We start from the raw sequence: 16,226 nt of genomic DNA, 5'->3' as shown, positions 1-16,226 counted from the left end.
TGGAAATGGGGGCGGCGGCCCGGCTTGCAAGCCCCGCTCAGGTGCGGATTTCACCCTCGCCCAGCACCACGTACTTCAGCGAGGTCAGGCCCTCGACCCCCACCGGCCCGCGGGCGTGGAACTTGTCGGTGCTGATGCCGATTTCGGCGCCCAGCCCGTACTCGAAGCCGTCTGCGAAGCGGGTGCTCGCATTCACTATGACGCTGGCGGAATCGACCTCACGCAGAAAACGCTGGGCGTGCACGTGGTCGGTGGTGAGGATGGCGTCGGTGTGGTGGCTGGAGTAGCGGTTGATGTGGGCGATGGCCTCGTCCACGCCGTCCACGATCTTCACACTGACGACGGGCGCGAGGTATTCCTCGCACCAGTCCTGTTCGGTCGCAGGCCGGGTGCTCGCCCCGGGGACGGCGGCCAGGATGGCCAGTGCCTCGGTGCAGCCGCGCATCTCCACGCCCTTGGCGGCGTAGACGGCGCCGATTTTCGGCAGGAAGTCGGCCGCCACACCGCGAGCCACCAGCAGGCTCTCGGTCGCGTTGCAGGGGCTGTACTTCTGCGTCTTGGCGTTGTCGGCCACCTTGACCGCCATGGCGATGTCGCAGGGGTCGTCCACATAGGTGTGGCAGTTGCCGTCCAGGTGCTTGATGACCGGCACCTTGGCCTCGGCGCTGATGCGCTCGATCAGGCCCTTGCCACCGCGCGGGATGATCACGTCCACGTACTGCGGCATGGCAATCAGCTGGCCGACGGCGGCGCGGTCGGTCGTGGGCACCAGTTGCACCGCGTCGGCCGGCAGACCGGCGGCGACCAGAGCCTGCTGCACCAGCGCGGCGAGGGCGCGGTTGGAATCGATGGCCTCGGAGCCGCCGCGAAGGATGCAGGCATTGCCGCTCTTGATCGACAGGCTGGCGGCCTCGATGGTGACGTTCGGACGGCTCTCGTAGATCATGCCGAACACGCCGATGGGCACACGCATCTGGCCCACGCGAATGCCGCTGGGCATCTGCTTCATGCCCGAGATCTCGCCGATGATGTCCGCCATCGCGGCCAGCTGCTCACAGCCCTCGGCGCAGGTCTCCAGCACCTTGGGCGTGAGCTTGAGCCGGTCCACCATGGGTTCGGCCAGACCGGCGGCACGGGCGCGCTCCAGGTCCTTGGCGTTTTCCACCTGCAGCGGCGCGACGTTCTCACGCAGCAGGCGGGCCAGCTCGCGCAGCGCCTTGATCTTGGTCGCGGCGCCGGCCTTGGCCATCAGCGCCGAGGCGGCCTTGGCCTGGCTGCCCAGGGTGTTCATCAGTTCGGAGGTGGAAATCGCGTTCATCACGCGATTTTCGCAGAGTGCCTACTTCAGCGCACAGGCATTGGCCACACGCAGTGCCATGCGGTGCAGGGCGTCCCACGGATCGGCCGGCCAGTCGGGCTGCTTGAGCCCCTTGACGATGCCGTCCACCGTGTGTGCGTCCTGCAGCCACTGAGCCAGCTGTGCGGGCCGGATCAACGGCAGCGCGCGCTCCATCAGCTTTTCCTTGACGCCCCAGACCCGGTTCTCGCGCAGCGCCATGGGCAGCGGCCGGCCGGCGTCCATCGCGGCCCGCACCCGGTGCAGCGTGCGGATGCCCTCGGACAGCGCGAAGTGCACCAGCACCGCCGCCTCCCCCTCGGCCTGCAGGCCATCGAGCATGCGCTGCACCCGCAGCACCTGGCCGCCCAGTACCGCCTCGGCCAGCTTGAACGGCGTGTAACGGGCCACGTTCAGCACCACGTTCTCGATCTGTTCAAAGCTCAGTTCGCCGGCCGGATACAGCAGACCCAGCTTCTGGATCTCCTGGTGCGCCGCCAGCAGGTTGCCTTCGACCCGGTCGGCAAAAAACTGCAGCGTGCGCTGCCCTTGCTCTCCGGCCGACACCCGCTGCCCCTGGGCCTGAAGGCGCTGGGCGATCCAGGCGGGCAGCGCCTGCCGCTCGACCGGGTCCACCTTGACCGTGACCCCAAAACTGTCCAGAGCACCAAACCAGGCACCCTTCTGCGTGGCCATGTCCAGCCGCGGCAGCAGCACCAGCGTGAGGGTCGAGTCGTTGTCCCGCGCAGCCTCGGCCACTTGCTGCAGCACCTGCGAGCCGTCCTTGCCCGGTTTGCCTGACGGGATCTGGATCTCGATCAGCTGCCGGTCGGCAAACAGGCTCATCGAACCGCCGCTGGCGAGCACCTCGCTCCAGTCGTAGTGGGCACCGGCCACGGTGTGCACGGTGCGCTCGGTGTAGCCCTGGGCGCGCGCGGTGGCGCGGATGGCATCCGCCGCCTCCTGGATCAGCAGAGGCTCATCACCGTGCAGCGTGTAGAGGGAGCGCAGTGCCTTTTGCAGATGCCCGGCCAGCTGCGGGGCGGCAAGCTGCATGGGATCAGAGGGTCTTCACAGCGGCCAGCCGGCGCAGCACCTGCTGCACGATGTCGCCGTCCATGTCGCGGAACATGAGGCTCTCTTCCGCGGCCTTGGCCAGGGCCACCGTTTCGCTGAAGCTGATGTCGCGCTCCAGCAGCAGCTCGGTCTCTTCGATCAGGATCTTTCCCGTCGGGGTCGTCAGCCGGAAGCGGAACCGGGCGCGCAGAGTCAGTTCCCGCACCTGGCCAGTGTCGGTCTGGCCGGACACCACGCGCTCGTGGCGGTCCAGTGTGACGAAGAGCACCACCTGCGGCGGCACCGCGGCCTGCGCAGGGTCCGCCGGCGCCTGGGCGCCCGCGGACGAGTTCACCACGCGCAGCCCCGAAGACACCAGCGCCAGCTGCAGCGACCGGGACACCGAGGTGTTTTCGAAGCCCGCCACCCGCACCGACTCGAACGCGAACTTGGGCGCCTGGCGCAGCGCAAACCCGCAGCCCGTCAGACCTGCCAGAAGGCCTGCCGAACCGGCCGCCGCCAGACCACACAGGGCGGCCCGTCGGGCCGGTGATTTCAGGACAGCAGGGGCCATGGCTTGGGGTCTCGCTCGGTTGAAAGAGGACATGCGACGGGAATCAAAGTTTTATACCACCACGTTCACCAGACGGCCGGGCACCACCACGACCTTCTTGGGCGCGGCACCGTTGGCGGCTTTCTGGAAGGCTTCGCTGGCCAGGGCGGCGGCCTCGATGGCGGCCTTGTCGGCGCTGGCCGGCACGGTCACGCTGCCGCGCAGCTTGCCATTGACCTGCAGCACCAGCTCGATCTCGTCGCGTTGCAGGGCCGATTCGTCGGCCTTGGGCCAGGGCGCGTCCAGCAGGTCGCCCGACACGGCTGCGTAGCCCAGTTCGCTCCACAGGGTCTGGGCGATGTGCGGCGTGGCGGGATACAGCGCGCGCAGCAGGATGCCAAAGCCCTCTGCCAGCGCGGCGTTGTCACCCTCGCCGCCGTCGCCCTTGAAGTCTTCCAGCGCGTTGAGCATCTTCATCGCGCCCGAGACCACGGTGTTGTACTGCATGCGCTGGTAGTCGTAGTCCACCTGCTTGAGCACGGTGTGGACCTCCAGCCGCAGCGCCTTGGCCGCCTTGGACAGGCCCTGGCCCGACACGCCGGCCGCCAGCCCCCCCAGGCCATCGATGGCGCCGAGCTTGTGGCCGAAGCCCCAGACCCGGCGCAGGAAGCGGTAGCTGCCCTCCACCGCCGCGTCGTTCCACTCCAGCGTGGCCTCGGGCGGCGCGGTGAACATGGTGTACAGGCGCGCGGTGTCGGCACCGTACTTCTCGATCAGGTCCTGCGGGTCGACGCCGTTGTTCTTGGACTTGGACATGGTGCCCACGCCCTCGTAGTCGATGGCCGTGCCCGTGGGCAGGTCGCCCACCGCCTTGATCAGCTTGGCGCCGATGACCTTGCCACCTTCGTCCAACACATGCTCCACGTCCTGCGGCCAGAAATACTCCTTGCCGCCCTTCTCGGTGCGGCGCGAGTAGATGTGGTTGAGCACCATGCCCTGAGTCAGCAGCTTGGTGAAGGGCTCGTCCACTTTCACGAGGCCCAGGTCGCGCATCACCTTGGTCCAGAAACGCGCGTATAGCAGGTGCAGGATGGCGTGTTCGATGCCGCCGATGTACTGGTCCATCGGCATCCAGTAGTCGGCGCCTTCCGCGACCATCTTCTCGCTGTTGGTGGGGTCGCAATAGCGCATGAAGTACCAGGACGAATCCACGAAGGTGTCCATGGTGTCGGTCTCACGCCGCGCGGGCTTGCCGCAGCAGGGGCAGTCCACCTTCAGGAAGGCTTCGCACTTGTTCAGCGGGTTGCCGCTGCCGTCCGGCACCAGATCCTCGGGCAGGCGCACCGGCAGGTCCTTCTCGGGCACCGGCACCGGGCCGCAGGATTCGCAGTGGATGATCGGGATCGGCGTGCCCCAGTAGCGCTGGCGGCTGATGCCCCAGTCGCGCAGGCGGAAGGTGGTCTTCTTCTCGCCCAGGCCTTTGTCGGCCAGCAGCTCGGCGACCTTGTTCACAGCGGCCTTCTGATTCAGCCCGTCGAGCACGCCCGAATTCACACAGACACACTTCTGTTTGTCGCCGTACCACTCGGCCCAGGCGTCGGTGGAGAAGGTTTCGCCTTCGACTGCCACCACCTGTTTGATCGGCAGCTGGTACTTGAGCGCAAACGCGAAGTCGCGTTCGTCATGCGCCGGCACGCCCATCACGGCGCCGTCGCCATAGCTCATAAGCACGTAGTTGCCGACCCAGACCTCGACCTGCTCGCCGGTCAGCGGGTGGGTGACGAACAGGCCGGTGGGCATGCCCAGCTTTTCCTGTGTTGCCAGTTCGGCCTCGGTGGTGCCGCCCTTCTTGCAGTCTTCGATGAAGACGGCCAGCTTGTCGTTGGTCGCCGCGGCGTGCTGGGCCAGAGGGTGTTCGGGCGCCACGGCGCAGAAGGTCACACCCATGATGGTGTCGGCGCGCGTGGTGAACACGTACATGCGGCCATCGCCGATCAGGCTGCTGTCGGCGGACTTGATCTCATGCGTGAAGGCGAAGCGCACACCTTCGCTCTTGCCGATCCAGTTCTCCTGCATCAGGCGGACCTTGTCGGGCCAGCCGTTGAGCGTGGCCTTGTCGTTGCCGATCTGCACATGGTTGAGCAGCTCGTCGGCATACGACGTGATGTTCAGGTAGTAGCCCGGGATCTCGCGTTTTTCCACCAGCGCGCCGGTGCGCCAGCCGCGGCCGTCGATCACCTGCTCGTTGGCCAGCACGGTCTGGTCCACCGGGTCCCAGTTGACGACCTGGGTCTTGCGGTAGGCGATGCCCTTGTCCAGCATCTTCAGGAACAGCCACTGGTTCCACTTGTAGTACTCGGGCGAGCAGGTGGCGACCTCGCGCGACCAGTCGATGGCCAGCCCCATCGCCTGCATCTGCTTCTTCATGTAGGCGATGTTTTCGTAGGTCCACTTCGCCGGTGGCACGCCGTTCTTGAGCGCCGCGTTTTCGGCCGGCAGACCGAAGGCGTCCCAGCCCATGGGCATCAGCACGTTGTGACCGTTCATGCGCAGGTAGCGCGTGAGCATGTCGTTGATGGTGTAGTTGCGCACATGGCCCATGTGCAGCTTGCCGCTGGGGTAGGGCAGCATGGAGCAGGCGTAGAACTTCTTCTTGCTCTGGTCTTCGGTGACGCGGTAGGCGTCGGTGGCGGTCCAGTGGGCGTGCGCTGCGCGCTCGACGTCCTGGTGGGCGTATTTGTCTTGCATGGGGCTGGGGCCGGGCTGGGCCGGCGTTCGGAAGGGGCAGCGGACTGCGTCGCCCCTGATTTTAGGGCTTGCGGTTCAGCGGCCTGGCACCGGAGCGGTGGGGGCGCCCGTAGCAGGATCGGCCACAAAACCGATGCGCGAGAGCCCGACGGCCTGCGCCATACCGATCAGCTGCACCATGCGCCCGTAAGGCACCGCTGTGTCGGCGCGCAGCTGCAGCTCGGTTTCGGGGTCCCGCTTGGCGATCTCTTCCAAGCGCTGCTGAAGCGCGGCCGCATCCACCGGCTGCTCGTCCCAGAAGACCTGACCTTGTGCATCGACGCTGATCGACACGAAGGCCTCGGGTTCCTCGACCTGCGCGGCCTTGTCTTCGGCCTTGGGGAGCTCCAGCTCCAGCCGGCTGGACATCAGCGGCGCGGTGATGATGAAGATCACCAGCAGCACCAGCATCACGTCCACCAGTGGCGTGACGTTGATGTCGCTGATCGGCTGGTTGCCGCCCGGTTTTTCCAGTCGCCCGAAGCTCACTGCGCGCACTCCTGGTGGTGCACCAGCAGTTCACGCAGGTCACGCGCGAAGCCCTCAAGGTCCGCCTCGATGCGGGCGATCTGACGACCCAGCACGTTGTAGGCCAGCACGGCGGGGATCGCCACGGCCAGGCCGGCCGCCGTCATGACCAGCGCCTCGCCGACCGGACCCGACACCTGCTCGATGCGGAACTTGCCATCGATGCCGATCTCGGTAAGCGCGTGATAGATGCCCCACACCGTGCCCAGCAGGCCGACAAAGGGTGCCGTGGAGCCCACTGTGGCCAGCAGCACCTGACCGAACTGCAGACGGTGCAGCACCCGGTGCAGCGCATCGCGCAGCACGCGCGTGAGCTGCTGCGAGCGGTCGCCAGCGGCGGCCAGCGTCTGCGGGGCGGCCTGTTCGATGGTACGGGCGGCCTCCAGCAGGGGCAGCACCAGACGGCGGGGATCAAAGGCCTTGAGGCGCTGCTGTGCCTCGTCCAGATACCCGGCTTGCCAGAAGGCAGCGGTCGAGGTGTGCACGTCGCGCACAGCCCGGCGCAGCAGCCAGCCCTTCCAGAGGATCACCACCCAGCTCGCGACCGACATGGCCAACAGCAGCAGGGCCACACCGCGGCTGACCGCATCGCCCTGCCAGATGGTTTGCCAGACGCTACCCATGGATCGTTCTCCCTTGTCCCGCCTCGCTCAGCGCAGGCCGAGCACGTCAAACATGTCGTACAGGCCGGATGACCGGCCAGCCAGGAACCGCACCGCGCGCAGGCTGCCCTGGGCGTAGGTGGCACGGCTGCTGGACTTGTGGGTAATCTCGATGCGCTCGCCGGTGCCGGCGAACAGCACGGTGTGGTCGCCCACGATGTCGCCGCCGCGCACGGTGGCAAAACCGATGGTCGACGGATCGCGCTCACCCGTCACCCCCTCTCGGCCATAGACCGCACAGTCCTTGAGATTGCGGCCCAGCGCGTCGGCGATCACCTCTCCCATCTTCAGGGCGGTGCCGCTGGGGGCATCGACCTTGTGGCGGTGGTGGGCTTCGATGATCTCGATGTCGTACCCGGTCGACAAGGCTTTGGCCGCCATCTCCAACAGCTTGAGCGTGACGTTCACGCCCACGCTCATGTTTGGCGCCATGACAATGGCGATCGACTTCGCGGCCTCCGCGATCTGCGCCTTCTGCTCATCGCTGAAGCCGGTGGTGCCGATCACCAGGTTGACTTTGTGCGCCACGCAGGCCTGGAGGTGCGCCATCGTGCCCTCGGGACGGGTGAAGTCGATCAGCACCCGGCTGCCCGCCAGTCCGGCAGCGAGGTCGGCGGTGATCGCCACCCCGGTGGACTTGCCGGAGAACGCGCCAGCATCGAGGCCGATGGCGGTGCTCGTCGCCACGTCCAGCGCGCCGTTCAGCGTGCAGTCACCACTGCCGCGCACCGCCTCGACGAGCATCTGACCCATGCGGCCGCTGGCACCGGCGATGCACACCCGGTGCAGATGATCGGTCGCCGGGCTCATCGTGGTGCCCCTGTGGTTTCCAGCGGCGGGTAAGCGGTGGTGGGTGCGGCCGGTGCAGCCGCAGGCCCCGCATTGCGGCCCTGGAAGGCCTTGAGCTGCTCTTCGGTGGCCTCCAGCGGCGGCACCTTCTCGGCCTTGCGACGGGCATCCAGGGAGGACACGAACTCGGTTTCGCTGGGCAGCTCGTCCGACTCGATGCGGTCCATGACATCGCCCTTGAAGAACACGGTCACCCTACGCTGCTGCGGCGGCTGCCCCTGGCGCTTGAGAGTGAACACGTAGTCCCAGCGGTCGGCATGGAAGACACTGGCCAGCAGTGGAGAACCCAGCACGCCACGCACCTGGTCGCGCGCCATGCCCGGCTGCAGCGCCTGGGCCTGCTCGCGGGTCACCACGTTGCCCTGGAGAACATCGACCTTGTAAGGGGTCACGAAACCCGCCACGCTGGACGCAGAAGGCATCTTCTCACCCACGCTGGAGCAGGCTCCGAGTGCCACACATGCAGCCAGTACCAGCGCAGGACGTGGCCATGCGCCACCGCGAACAAGGGCCTGCGGCTGCATCAGGGAATTCAAGATAGACAGGCGCATGTGCGACTCTCAGATAAAGCGCTCGACCGCGGGAATCCCGGGTCATTGGCACCACCGCCGCGCGCTGACGATATGATCCGGCCATTGTAGCCCCGGGGTCCAGACGGGATCCGGCGGCCACCCAATTGCCACCCGCTTCTGCCGCCATGTCCAACATCGATGAACTCAAGAGCACGGGCCTGAAGGCCACCCTGCCGCGGCTGAAGATTCTCGAAGTCTTTCAAAACGCCAAGCGCCGTCACATGACGGCCGAGGACGTCTACCGCATCCTGCTGGAAGAGCACTCAGACATTGGTCTCGCCACGGTCTACCGCGTGCTGATGCAGTTCGAACAGGCGGGCTTGCTGTCGCGCAGCAACTTCGAGTCCGGCAAGGCCGTCTACGAACTCAACGAGGGCCAGCACCACGACCACCTCGTGTGCCTCGATTGCGGCCGGGTCGAGGAGTTCTTCGACCCGGAAATCGAGAAGCGCCAGCAAATGATTGCGAAGACCCGAGGGTTCGTTCTGCAGGAGCACGCGCTCTCGCTGTACGCCACCTGCAGCAAAGCAGACTGCCCTCACCGCACCGCCCCCGCAGATCAGCGCTGACCTGCCGCGATCCGCTAGTTCATTCGCTGCGCATCATGGCCGCGCGGTGACGCGAGACGAACTCCTGGTAGGTGTCGATGCCGCGGAACTGCAGGATGGTGTTGCGCACCGCCGCTTCCACCAGCACGGCGATGTTCCGGCCGGCCACCACCTGGATCACGGCCTTTCTCACCGGGACACCCAGCACATCCTGATAAAGGGGCTCGTGCGGCATCCGGTCGTAGTCCCGTTCCATGGTTTCTTTGCGCACCAGATGCACGATGAGTTGCAGGCGCATCTTGCGGCGCACCGCGGTTTCGCCAAAGATCGCCTTGATGTCCAGCAGGCCGATGCCGCGCACTTCCAGCAGGTTCTGCAACAACTCGGGACAGCGGCCCTCCACGCTGGTCTGGTTGATGCGGTATAGGTCCACCGCGTCGTCTGCCACCAGGCCGTGACCGCGAGAGATGAGCTCCAGCCCCAGCTCGCTCTTGCCCAGGCCCGACTCGCCGGTGATCATGACACCCATGCCCAGGATGTCCATGAACACGCCGTGCATGGAAGACCGGTCGGCGAAGTGCCGCGATAGGTAGGCACGCAACACATCGATCACGAACGCGGCCGGCTCGGGCGTCGCGAACATCGGGATCTGAGCGCGCTCGGCCATGGCCATCAGCGGATCGGGCACCGCCTGGGCATCGGCCACGATCAGCACAGGCGGCTCCAGGGTCACGATGCGCGCGATGCGGCGCCGGTTGTCATCGTCGCTGGGGCTGGTGAGGTAGGCCATCTCCCGCTCCCCGAACACCTGGACACGGTACGGGTGGATGTAGTTGAGGTAGCCGACCAGGTCGGCGCCCGAACGGGCTTCGCGCACCGCAACCTCGTCAAACCGGCGCTCGGACGCCCCGAGTCCGGCGACCCATTGCCACTTCAGCGCATCACGGTGGTCTTCGAAAAGAACGTCGGCGCTGACAACGGTGGGCTTCATGAAACGACGGTGGAAGGGCTTGCGGCCGGGCCGCCGCAAAGCAAAACCAGACCCCTCGGGGGGCAGCGACCCGCGCAGCGCTGGAGCGTGGGGGCGGGCAAGTCTTATGCGGCCGCGTGGGCCGACTGCCAACCGGTGATGAGCGCGTGCAGGGCAGCCGCGTCGGTCGAGCTCTTCATCTGCTCACGCAGCGGGCTGTCGCTGAGCAGTTCGGCGATCTCGGAAAGGATTTCCAGATGCTTCTGCGTGGCCGCTTCCGGCACCAGCAGGAAGATCATCAGTTGCACCGGTTGCTCGTCGGGCGCGTCAAAACCGATCGGGTTGCCCAGCTGGAACACCGCGGCCAGCGGCTGCTTGAGTCCCTTGATGCGACCATGGGGAATGGCCACACCATGGCCCAGCCCGGTGGAACCCAGACGCTCGCGGGCAAACAGGCTGTCAGTGATCAATGCACGGTTGAGACCATGCAGGGTTTCAAACAGAAGGCCCGCCTCTTCGAAAGCACGCTTCTTGCTGGTTGCGTCCACACCAACGAGCACTTGGGTGGCAGGCAGAATCACGGATAGACGGTTCATTTGGGCCTCTTCGGAGCGCAAATTATGCCGAGTTGAGAATGCTTGCCTAGACAGCAGGCACAAAAAAGCCGCTTGACTTTCCAAGCGGCTTGTTGCATTGCAGCACACGCGGCGCCAAGGCCGCCGGCAGCAGCGGGGACTCACATCAGGCGTTTGGCCGAATCGTGGTGGTGATCCTGCGCCTTGTCCTTGTAGCGCAGCACCTGGCGGTCCAGCTTGTCGGCCAGTTCATCGACGGCGGCGTACAGATCGGCATGAGCCGATTCCGCGAACAGGTCTTTCCCCTTGACATGGATGTTGCATTCGGCCTTTTGCCGCTGGTCTTTTTCCTTGAGGTTGTCTACCGTCAGCAGCACCTTCATATCGACCACTTGGTCGAAGTGTCGGGAGATGCGTTCCAATTTGGAAGTGACGTAACCGCGCAGGGCGGGGGTGACTTCGAGGTGGTGACCGCTGATCGTCAGGTTCATACAAGAGCCTCCTAATGCTCCGGGTTGACACAAGCCGCCGGTGGGCGGACCCCCCTGCGGCCTCGGGGATGTCTCAAACCCACTATGCCCACGATTGCGCCGGGGCGCAAGCCTGCACTGCAACAAAGGGCATCAAAGAAAACCTTGGCATTCATGCCCGGTGCGCGGGTGCGGCCGAATGAATGACCAGGCGGCGCGCCAGCGCGATGGACGCCAGGCTGGCACCGACGCCAATCACACCTGCCACCCAATAGTTCTGCACCTGCCCTGCGGCATCGCGACCAATGATCAGGCCGGACAGGAACGAAGCGAACCCCATCGAAGCCGACTGCACCGCCCCGTTGAGCGCCATGAAGGTGCCGCGCAGGGCCGGATCGGCGGCCCCGGTGATGAGGGCCATGCCGGGGATCATGCGACCGCTGAGGAACACGAACAACGCGGTGGTGCCCACCAGAATGACGGGCAGCGGCCAGGGTGGCAGCAGCGTCATGGCCAGGATCGGCACCGTCACGGTGATCGCCAGGACACCGAACACCTGCACCTTGCCCTTGCGGTCCGTGAGGCGCCCGATCCAGCGCGCCGTGACCAGGGTTGCCACGCCCCCCACCAGGTAGACGTAGGGCACCTGCTCGGGAAGCACGCCAGCGTTGGACTGCAGGTAGATCGTGATGAAGGGAATGACACAGAAGCCCGCAAACACCAGCAGCGCCGAGAAGCCGAACGCACGCAGGTGGTTCGGATTGACCACCACACGCCCGATGCCTCGCCAGGCCGAGGGGTGACCGTGCGCCCGCAGATGGCCGCGCAGCGGTGGCAGCGTAAGCGCAGCCGCCACCGCGAGCAGTCCGCTGAGACCGGCGATCGCCAGGAAGGGCAGCTGCCAGCCCCAGCGGGATGCCAGGAACAGGCCGATCGGCACGCCCGCCACGGTGGAGAACGAGAACGAGGACATCACCACCCCCATCGCCCGCCCGCGCCGCTCGAACGGCACCACGTCGGCCACGATGGTCTGCGACAGCGCGGACAGCACTCCGCCGAACAGGCCGGCTGCGATGCGCGCGGCCATCAGGAATCCATAGCCAGGCGCCAGGCCGCACGCCAGCGTGGCGAGAGCAAACAGCACATACAGGACCAGCAGCAGCCGCTTGCGATCGAAGCGGTCGACATAGGTCGCCGCCGCCAGCCCTGAAACACCTGCCGAGAAGGTGTAGGCCGAGACCAGCAGGCCGAACTGGGCGTCGCTAATGCCAAACAGCTGCGTGAACTGCGGCCCCAGCGGCATCATGATCATGAAATCGAGGATGTGCGTGAACTGGATGCCGGCAATGGTCAGCAGCAGCCACCGCTCGCGGATGGGAGCAAGGGAATGTTGTGTCATGATTTTCAAATCAGCCTGCCAATGTAAGCGCTGACCCTTTCTGTGTCCCTCGATACGCTGATCACCTACAACCTGCTGAGCCCCGCTCCTGCGCCGACGGACGACGGCGCCTGCGCGCTGGTCCTGATGGGGGGCGGTGCCCGCACCGCCTACCAGGCCGGGGTGCTCAAGGCGATCGCCGTGATGCACAGCCACTGGCGCAGCGCCGGCTCGATGCCCGGCAGTGGCTTCCCGTTCCGCTGGTTGTTTGGCACCTCGGCCGGTGCGCTCAACGCCGCCTTCCTGGCCAGCCACGCCGCGCAGGGCTTGCAGGCCTTCCACGAACTGTCCGCGTTCTGGAGCGCCCTGCGCTCGGAACGGGTCTACCGCCTGGATGCGCCCAACTGGGTTCGCGCCAACCGCATCGTCGCCGGGCTCACGCTCGCACGCCAGGTGCGTCGCCACCGCGCCTTGCTCGACACCCTCCCGCTGGTGGACACCCTCCACCGGGCCATTGATCTGCGCAGCCTGGAACTCGGTCTGGCCGACGGGCACCTGGAGGCCCTGGGTGTGACCGCGTCCAGCTACTCCACCGGCGAGCACTGGACCTTCTGCCAGATCCGGCCCGGGCATCCGCTGAAGCCCTGGCACCGGCCCGGGCGGCGCGCCGACTTCCAGCCCATCACGGTCGAGCACCTGATGGCCTCCAGCGCCATCCCCTTCCTGTTTCCAGCCGTGCCACTCTGGGTCGACGGTCACCGGGAACACTTCGGCGACGGCTCGATGCGGCAGCTCTCACCGCTGTCGCCCGCGATCCAGTTCGGCGCCCGTCGCATCCTGGCCATCGGCGCCGGCCAGCCCCAGCGCTCGGGACTGGCGGCCCGGGTGGCCGACGAACCCACGGCAGGCACCATCGCCGGTCATGCGATGGCCAGCGTGTTCCACGACACCCTGCAGGCCGACGTCGAGCAGGCCCAGCGCGTGAGCCAGACCCTGGCCCAGCTGCCCCACGGGCTCGCCGCGGCCCTGCCCTACCACCCGGTGCGGGTGCTGGCCCTGCAGCCCAGCTTCTCGCTGGATGAGCTGACCCACAAGCACATCGACAGCCTGCCGGCAACAACCCGCAACACGCTGATCGGACTCGGGGCGCTGGACACCGGACGCGGCGCGGCCGGCAGTGCGGCCTCGCTGGCCAGCTACCTGATGTTCGAACCCCCGTTCGTCAACGCCCTGATGGAGCTGGGCGAGCACGACGCCTGGCGCAAGCAGGCCGAGATCAAGGCCTTTTTCGCGCATTCCGACACCCCGCTGCGCAACGGGGCGATGCCATAATTCGGGCTTCCCGATTCTGAAAGCTCCTCATGGAAAGCACACCGCCCAGTCGTGTGCTTTCAGCCCTCCCCGCGACCGTCTGATGCAAAGGCGGGCGGCCGGCTGAAAGCGCCGTCCGAACCGCCCACCGGCGCGCACCTGCGCCCGGTTCCGCCAGACCATTTGCCCGGGAGCCCCCATGCTCAACGTCTTCACCCTGGCCAACGGCCGCCTGTTCCAGGAAGAAATCGAGTCGCTCGAAGAGCTGACCCGCTTCAAACCCATCTGGGTGGACCTCGAAAACCCCACGCCCGAAGAGCGGCGCTGGGTCAAACAGCACTTCGGCCTGTCCATCCCCGAAGACGCGATGGACGAGGACATCGAAGAATCGGCCCGTTTCTTCGAGGAAGACAACGGCGAGCTGCACATCCGCTCGGACTTCCTGATCGACGACGACGAAAACCCGCGCGCGATTCGCGTCGCTTTCATCCTGAACCAGCACAACGCCGAGCTCAAGAGCCAGGGCGTGCTGTTCTCGATCCACGACGAGGACGTGCCGGTGTTCCGCCTGCTGCGCATGCGCGCGCGGCGCATGCCCGGCCTGATCGAGAACGCCAAGGACGTGCTGCTGATGCTGTTCGACGCCGACGCCGAATACTGCGCCGACACGCTCGAAGACATCTACGACGACCTGGAACAGGTCAGCCGCCAGGTGCTCGCGGGCGACGTGACGGACAACAAGGCCGGCGAGGTGCTGGCCGCCATTGCGCGCCACGAGGACATGAGCGGCCGCATCCGCCGCAACGTGATGGACACGCGCCGCGCGGTCAGCTTCCTGATGCGCAGCCGCATGCTGAATGCCGAGCAGTTCGAGGACGCGCGTCAGATCCTGCGCGACCTCGACTCGCTGGACGGCCACACCGCCTTCCTGTTCGACAAGATCAACTTCCTGATGGACGCGACGGTCGGTTTCATCAACATCAACCAGAACAAGATCATCAAGATCTTCTCGGTGGCCAGCGTGGCGCTGCTGCCGCCGACGCTGATCGCCAGCCTCTATGGCATGAACTTCCAGTACATGCCCGAGCTGAGCCAGAAGTGGGGCTACCCGTTTGCACTCGGCCTGATGGTGCTGTCGGCCGTGGTGCCGATGCTGTACTTCCGCAAGCGCGGCTGGCTCAAGTAAAGCCGCAACGGGGTCAGAGCCAGCCTTTGTCGATGAACTCGACCACGTCGTGGCAGCGCGGCTCCAGCGGGTGGGCCAGCGCCGCATCGACGATGCGCCGCGCACCCTCGGCATAAGGCGAGCCGCCCGTCACCAGCGTCTCGAGCCGCAGGCGGCAGTCGCCCTCGCCGATCTCGATCCGATGGAAGGCGTGGCGACCCAGGTGGTCCGGGGGAATGCCCAGATCGGTCGACTGCAGCGCCGGATCGCGCACCGAGACGATGGCCTCTGGCGACAGGCCCAGCGACGCCGCCAGGGCCACCGCCGTGCCCGGCACCGAGGTCTTGCCGGCCTGGTGCGACTCGGTCAGGTGCACGGATTCACCATGGAACCACGGCCCGCTGCGCGCGAGCATGGCCATGAACTTGAGCATCAGCAGGTTGGCGTTGGCGCAGACCACCACCGGCACGCCGTCGGCCAGGTCCGCAACCCCGGTGCCGGTGGACAGTTCGATCAGCGGCAATGTGCGCTCGCGGCAGAAGCGCAGGATGTCCGGCAGTTCGCGCCCGGAGCCGGCATGCACCACGGCCCGCACCCCGTCTGCGTCCGTCCGGTCACTCCATGGCTTGGCGTCGGGCGCCAGGCCCGTGAGCAGTTCGCGCGCCAGCTTGCCGGAGCCGGCGATCAGGATGGAGGGGTGGTTCATGCGCGCAGCAGGGTGTCGATCAGCGCGCCACTGTAGCGGCTGGCCACCTCGCGCAGGAAACGCGGGAAGTCCACGTGCGCCGCGTCGTCGGCGCGGTCGGAGATGGTGCGCACCACCGCCAGCGGCACGCCGAAGTCGTGGCAGACCTGGGCGAAGGCCGCGCCCTCCATCTCCACCGCCAGGGCGTCAGGCAGCTCGCGCTGCAACGCCGCGCTCTCGGCGGTGGTGGCGACGAAGCGGTCGCCGCTGATCAGCAGGCCCTGGTGCAGGCGCGGCGCCTGCAGGCCAAAGGCGTCCACCGTCGAGGCGCCCAGCTGCTGCGGCAGGCTGTGCAGCATGCGCTCGCAGGCCAGCTCCAGCGCGTCAGCCAGGGCCGCGTCGGCCTCGAAGCGGGCACGGCCGTAGAGCGGCACCTCGTGGCGCGGAAACAGCGGGGAGGCGTCCATGTCGTGCTGCAGGAACGAGCGCGCCAGCACCACGTCGCCCACCTTCACGCCCGGGCCCAGTCCGCCGGCCACACCGGTGAACACGATGCGCTGCACCTTGAAGCGGTCGATCAGCAGGGCCGCGGTCGTGGCGGCCGACACCTTGCCAATGCCCGACAACACCGCAACCACGTCCTGCCCGTGCAGGTGCCCGACCCAGAACTCGCGCCCACCCACCACCTCCTTCTGCTCGTCGGGCATCAGCGCCAGCACGCTGGCGAGTTCGTCGTGCAGGGCGGCGACGATGGCGGTTCGGGTCATGCAGTGGCTCCGGA

The 16,226-nt window shown here is 66.7% G+C and carries 17 protein-coding genes; 3 read left to right on the top strand and 14 right to left on the bottom strand.

From position 1 onward, the window contains the following. Positions 1-37: 37 nt before the first annotated feature. The 8 genes from HFL01S_RS14130 to HFL01S_RS14095 all read right to left on the bottom strand — a co-directional run bounded on the left by HFL01S_RS14130 (position 38) and on the right by HFL01S_RS14095 (position 8,193). Positions 38-1,318, bottom strand: a complete 1,281-nt coding sequence (locus HFL01S_RS14130) for a glutamate-5-semialdehyde dehydrogenase (RefSeq protein ID WP_066259598.1) — start codon at positions 1,316-1,318, stop codon at positions 38-40. Between the two features lie 21 nt (positions 1,319-1,339). Further along, entirely contained in the window at positions 1,340-2,392 is a 1,053-nt protein-coding gene (gene holA, locus HFL01S_RS14125) for a DNA polymerase III subunit delta (protein WP_066259597.1), read from the bottom strand. Between the two features lie 4 nt (positions 2,393-2,396). Continuing rightward, the gene (locus HFL01S_RS14120; RefSeq protein WP_066259596.1) at positions 2,397-2,966 is read right to left on the bottom strand and encodes an LPS-assembly lipoprotein LptE; all 570 of its coding nucleotides are present in this window, start codon (positions 2,964-2,966) and stop codon (positions 2,397-2,399) included. A 51-nt stretch (positions 2,967-3,017) separates the two neighbouring features. Further along, positions 3,018-5,693 (bottom strand): leucine--tRNA ligase, encoded by a 2,676-nt coding sequence (gene leuS / locus HFL01S_RS14115; RefSeq protein ID WP_066259594.1) that lies wholly within the window; start codon positions 5,691-5,693, stop codon positions 3,018-3,020. Positions 5,694-5,768: 75 nt separating this feature from the next. After that, entirely contained in the window at positions 5,769-6,221 is a 453-nt protein-coding gene (locus HFL01S_RS14110) for an ExbD/TolR family protein (RefSeq protein WP_066259592.1), read from the bottom strand. Beyond that, positions 6,218-6,883 carry a MotA/TolQ/ExbB proton channel family protein gene (locus HFL01S_RS14105; protein WP_066259589.1) on the bottom strand — a complete coding sequence of 222 codons (666 nt, stop codon included), beginning with the start codon at positions 6,881-6,883 and terminating at the stop codon, positions 6,218-6,220. Before HFL01S_RS14105 ends, HFL01S_RS14110 begins: the two co-directional genes overlap by 4 nt. Before the next feature lie 27 nt (positions 6,884-6,910). Then, the gene (gene dapB, locus HFL01S_RS14100; RefSeq protein WP_066259588.1) at positions 6,911-7,732 is read right to left on the bottom strand and encodes a 4-hydroxy-tetrahydrodipicolinate reductase; all 822 of its coding nucleotides are present in this window, start codon (positions 7,730-7,732) and stop codon (positions 6,911-6,913) included. Beyond that, positions 7,729-8,193 (bottom strand): outer membrane protein assembly factor BamE, encoded by a 465-nt coding sequence (locus HFL01S_RS14095; RefSeq protein ID WP_245644816.1) that lies wholly within the window; start codon positions 8,191-8,193, stop codon positions 7,729-7,731. The genes dapB and HFL01S_RS14095 overlap by 4 nt, the downstream gene beginning before the upstream one ends. A gap of 275 nt (positions 8,194-8,468) precedes the next feature. On the opposite strand from HFL01S_RS14095, the gene fur reads away from it, so the two are divergent. Beyond that, positions 8,469-8,912 (top strand): ferric iron uptake transcriptional regulator, encoded by a 444-nt coding sequence (gene fur / locus HFL01S_RS14090; RefSeq protein ID WP_066259580.1) that lies wholly within the window; start codon positions 8,469-8,471, stop codon positions 8,910-8,912. Positions 8,913-8,931: 19 nt separating this feature from the next. Here fur and hprK read toward each other — a convergent pair whose 3' ends face one another. The 4 genes from hprK to HFL01S_RS14070 form a co-directional block, all read right to left on the bottom strand. Then, positions 8,932-9,882: an HPr(Ser) kinase/phosphatase gene (gene hprK / locus HFL01S_RS14085; RefSeq protein WP_066259578.1), complete on the bottom strand. Its 951-nt coding sequence runs from the start codon at positions 9,880-9,882 to the stop codon at positions 8,932-8,934. Between the two features lie 104 nt (positions 9,883-9,986). Further along, on the bottom strand, positions 9,987-10,457 hold the full coding sequence (locus HFL01S_RS14080) for a PTS sugar transporter subunit IIA (RefSeq protein WP_066259576.1): 471 nt from the start codon (positions 10,455-10,457) through the stop codon (positions 9,987-9,989). A 140-nt stretch (positions 10,458-10,597) separates the two neighbouring features. Continuing rightward, complete coding sequence (gene hpf, locus HFL01S_RS14075; RefSeq protein WP_066259574.1) at positions 10,598-10,927, bottom strand: ribosome hibernation-promoting factor, HPF/YfiA family; 330 nt, start codon at positions 10,925-10,927, stop codon at positions 10,598-10,600. Between the two features lie 151 nt (positions 10,928-11,078). Beyond that, positions 11,079-12,305 carry an MFS transporter gene (locus HFL01S_RS14070; protein WP_066259572.1) on the bottom strand — a complete coding sequence of 409 codons (1,227 nt, stop codon included), beginning with the start codon at positions 12,303-12,305 and terminating at the stop codon, positions 11,079-11,081. 42 nt (positions 12,306-12,347) lie between these two features. Here HFL01S_RS14070 and HFL01S_RS14065 point away from each other — a divergent pair, with 42 nt between their 5' ends. Next, the gene (locus HFL01S_RS14065) at positions 12,348-13,616 is read left to right on the top strand and encodes a patatin-like phospholipase family protein (protein ID WP_066259568.1); all 1,269 of its coding nucleotides are present in this window, start codon (positions 12,348-12,350) and stop codon (positions 13,614-13,616) included. Positions 13,617-13,794: 178 nt separating this feature from the next. After that, positions 13,795-14,781: a magnesium/cobalt transporter CorA gene (gene corA, locus HFL01S_RS14060; protein WP_066259567.1), complete on the top strand. Its 987-nt coding sequence runs from the start codon at positions 13,795-13,797 to the stop codon at positions 14,779-14,781. Positions 14,782-14,794: 13 nt separating this feature from the next. Here the strand turns inward: corA and HFL01S_RS14055 are convergent, their stop codons facing one another. Both HFL01S_RS14055 and HFL01S_RS14050 read right to left on the bottom strand, forming a co-directional pair. Beyond that, positions 14,795-15,466, bottom strand: coding sequence for a dihydrodipicolinate reductase (locus HFL01S_RS14055; protein ID WP_066259563.1), 672 nt, complete (start codon positions 15,464-15,466; stop codon positions 14,795-14,797). Continuing rightward, the gene (locus HFL01S_RS14050; protein ID WP_066259561.1) at positions 15,463-16,212 is read right to left on the bottom strand and encodes a 5'-methylthioadenosine/adenosylhomocysteine nucleosidase; all 750 of its coding nucleotides are present in this window, start codon (positions 16,210-16,212) and stop codon (positions 15,463-15,465) included. The genes HFL01S_RS14055 and HFL01S_RS14050 overlap by 4 nt, the downstream gene beginning before the upstream one ends. Between the last annotated feature and the right edge of the window lie 14 nt (positions 16,213-16,226).

The sequence above is a fragment of the Hydrogenophaga flava NBRC 102514 genome (assembly GCF_001571145.1).
GTDB classification, from domain to species: Bacteria; Pseudomonadota; Gammaproteobacteria; order Burkholderiales; family Burkholderiaceae_C; genus Hydrogenophaga; species Hydrogenophaga flava.
Note: the sequence above shows the minus strand (reverse complement) of the source record. Positions and strands in the feature narration are given on the sequence as shown.

Bases quoted from the DNA above. Each gene is read 5' to 3' on its own strand.
- HFL01S_RS14130 (WP_066259598.1), bottom strand. From the start codon at position 1,318: ATGAACGCGATTTCCACCTCCGAACTGATGAACACCCTGGGCAGCCAG.
- HFL01S_RS14050 (WP_066259561.1), bottom strand. From the start codon at position 16,212: ATGACCCGAACCGCCATCGTCGCCGCCCTGCACGACGAACTCGCCAGC.
- HFL01S_RS14105 (WP_066259589.1), bottom strand. From the start codon at position 6,883: ATGGGTAGCGTCTGGCAAACCATCTGGCAGGGCGATGCGGTCAGCCGC.
- dapB (WP_066259588.1), bottom strand. From the start codon at position 7,732: ATGAGCCCGGCGACCGATCATCTGCACCGGGTGTGCATCGCCGGTGCC.
- HFL01S_RS14055 (WP_066259563.1), bottom strand. From the start codon at position 15,466: ATGAACCACCCCTCCATCCTGATCGCCGGCTCCGGCAAGCTGGCGCGC.
- corA (WP_066259567.1), top strand. From the start codon at position 13,795: ATGCTCAACGTCTTCACCCTGGCCAACGGCCGCCTGTTCCAGGAAGAA.
- hpf (WP_066259574.1), bottom strand. From the start codon at position 10,927: ATGAACCTGACGATCAGCGGTCACCACCTCGAAGTCACCCCCGCCCTG.
- HFL01S_RS14095 (WP_245644816.1), bottom strand. From the start codon at position 8,193: ATGCCTTCTGCGTCCAGCGTGGCGGGTTTCGTGACCCCTTACAAGGTC.
- HFL01S_RS14080 (WP_066259576.1), bottom strand. From the start codon at position 10,457: ATGAACCGTCTATCCGTGATTCTGCCTGCCACCCAAGTGCTCGTTGGT.
- hprK (WP_066259578.1), bottom strand. From the start codon at position 9,882: ATGAAGCCCACCGTTGTCAGCGCCGACGTTCTTTTCGAAGACCACCGT.
- HFL01S_RS14070 (WP_066259572.1), bottom strand. From the start codon at position 12,305: ATGACACAACATTCCCTTGCTCCCATCCGCGAGCGGTGGCTGCTGCTG.
- fur (WP_066259580.1), top strand. From the start codon at position 8,469: ATGTCCAACATCGATGAACTCAAGAGCACGGGCCTGAAGGCCACCCTG.
- leuS (WP_066259594.1), bottom strand. From the start codon at position 5,693: ATGCAAGACAAATACGCCCACCAGGACGTCGAGCGCGCAGCGCACGCC.
- HFL01S_RS14120 (WP_066259596.1), bottom strand. From the start codon at position 2,966: ATGGCCCCTGCTGTCCTGAAATCACCGGCCCGACGGGCCGCCCTGTGT.
- holA (WP_066259597.1), bottom strand. From the start codon at position 2,392: ATGCAGCTTGCCGCCCCGCAGCTGGCCGGGCATCTGCAAAAGGCACTG.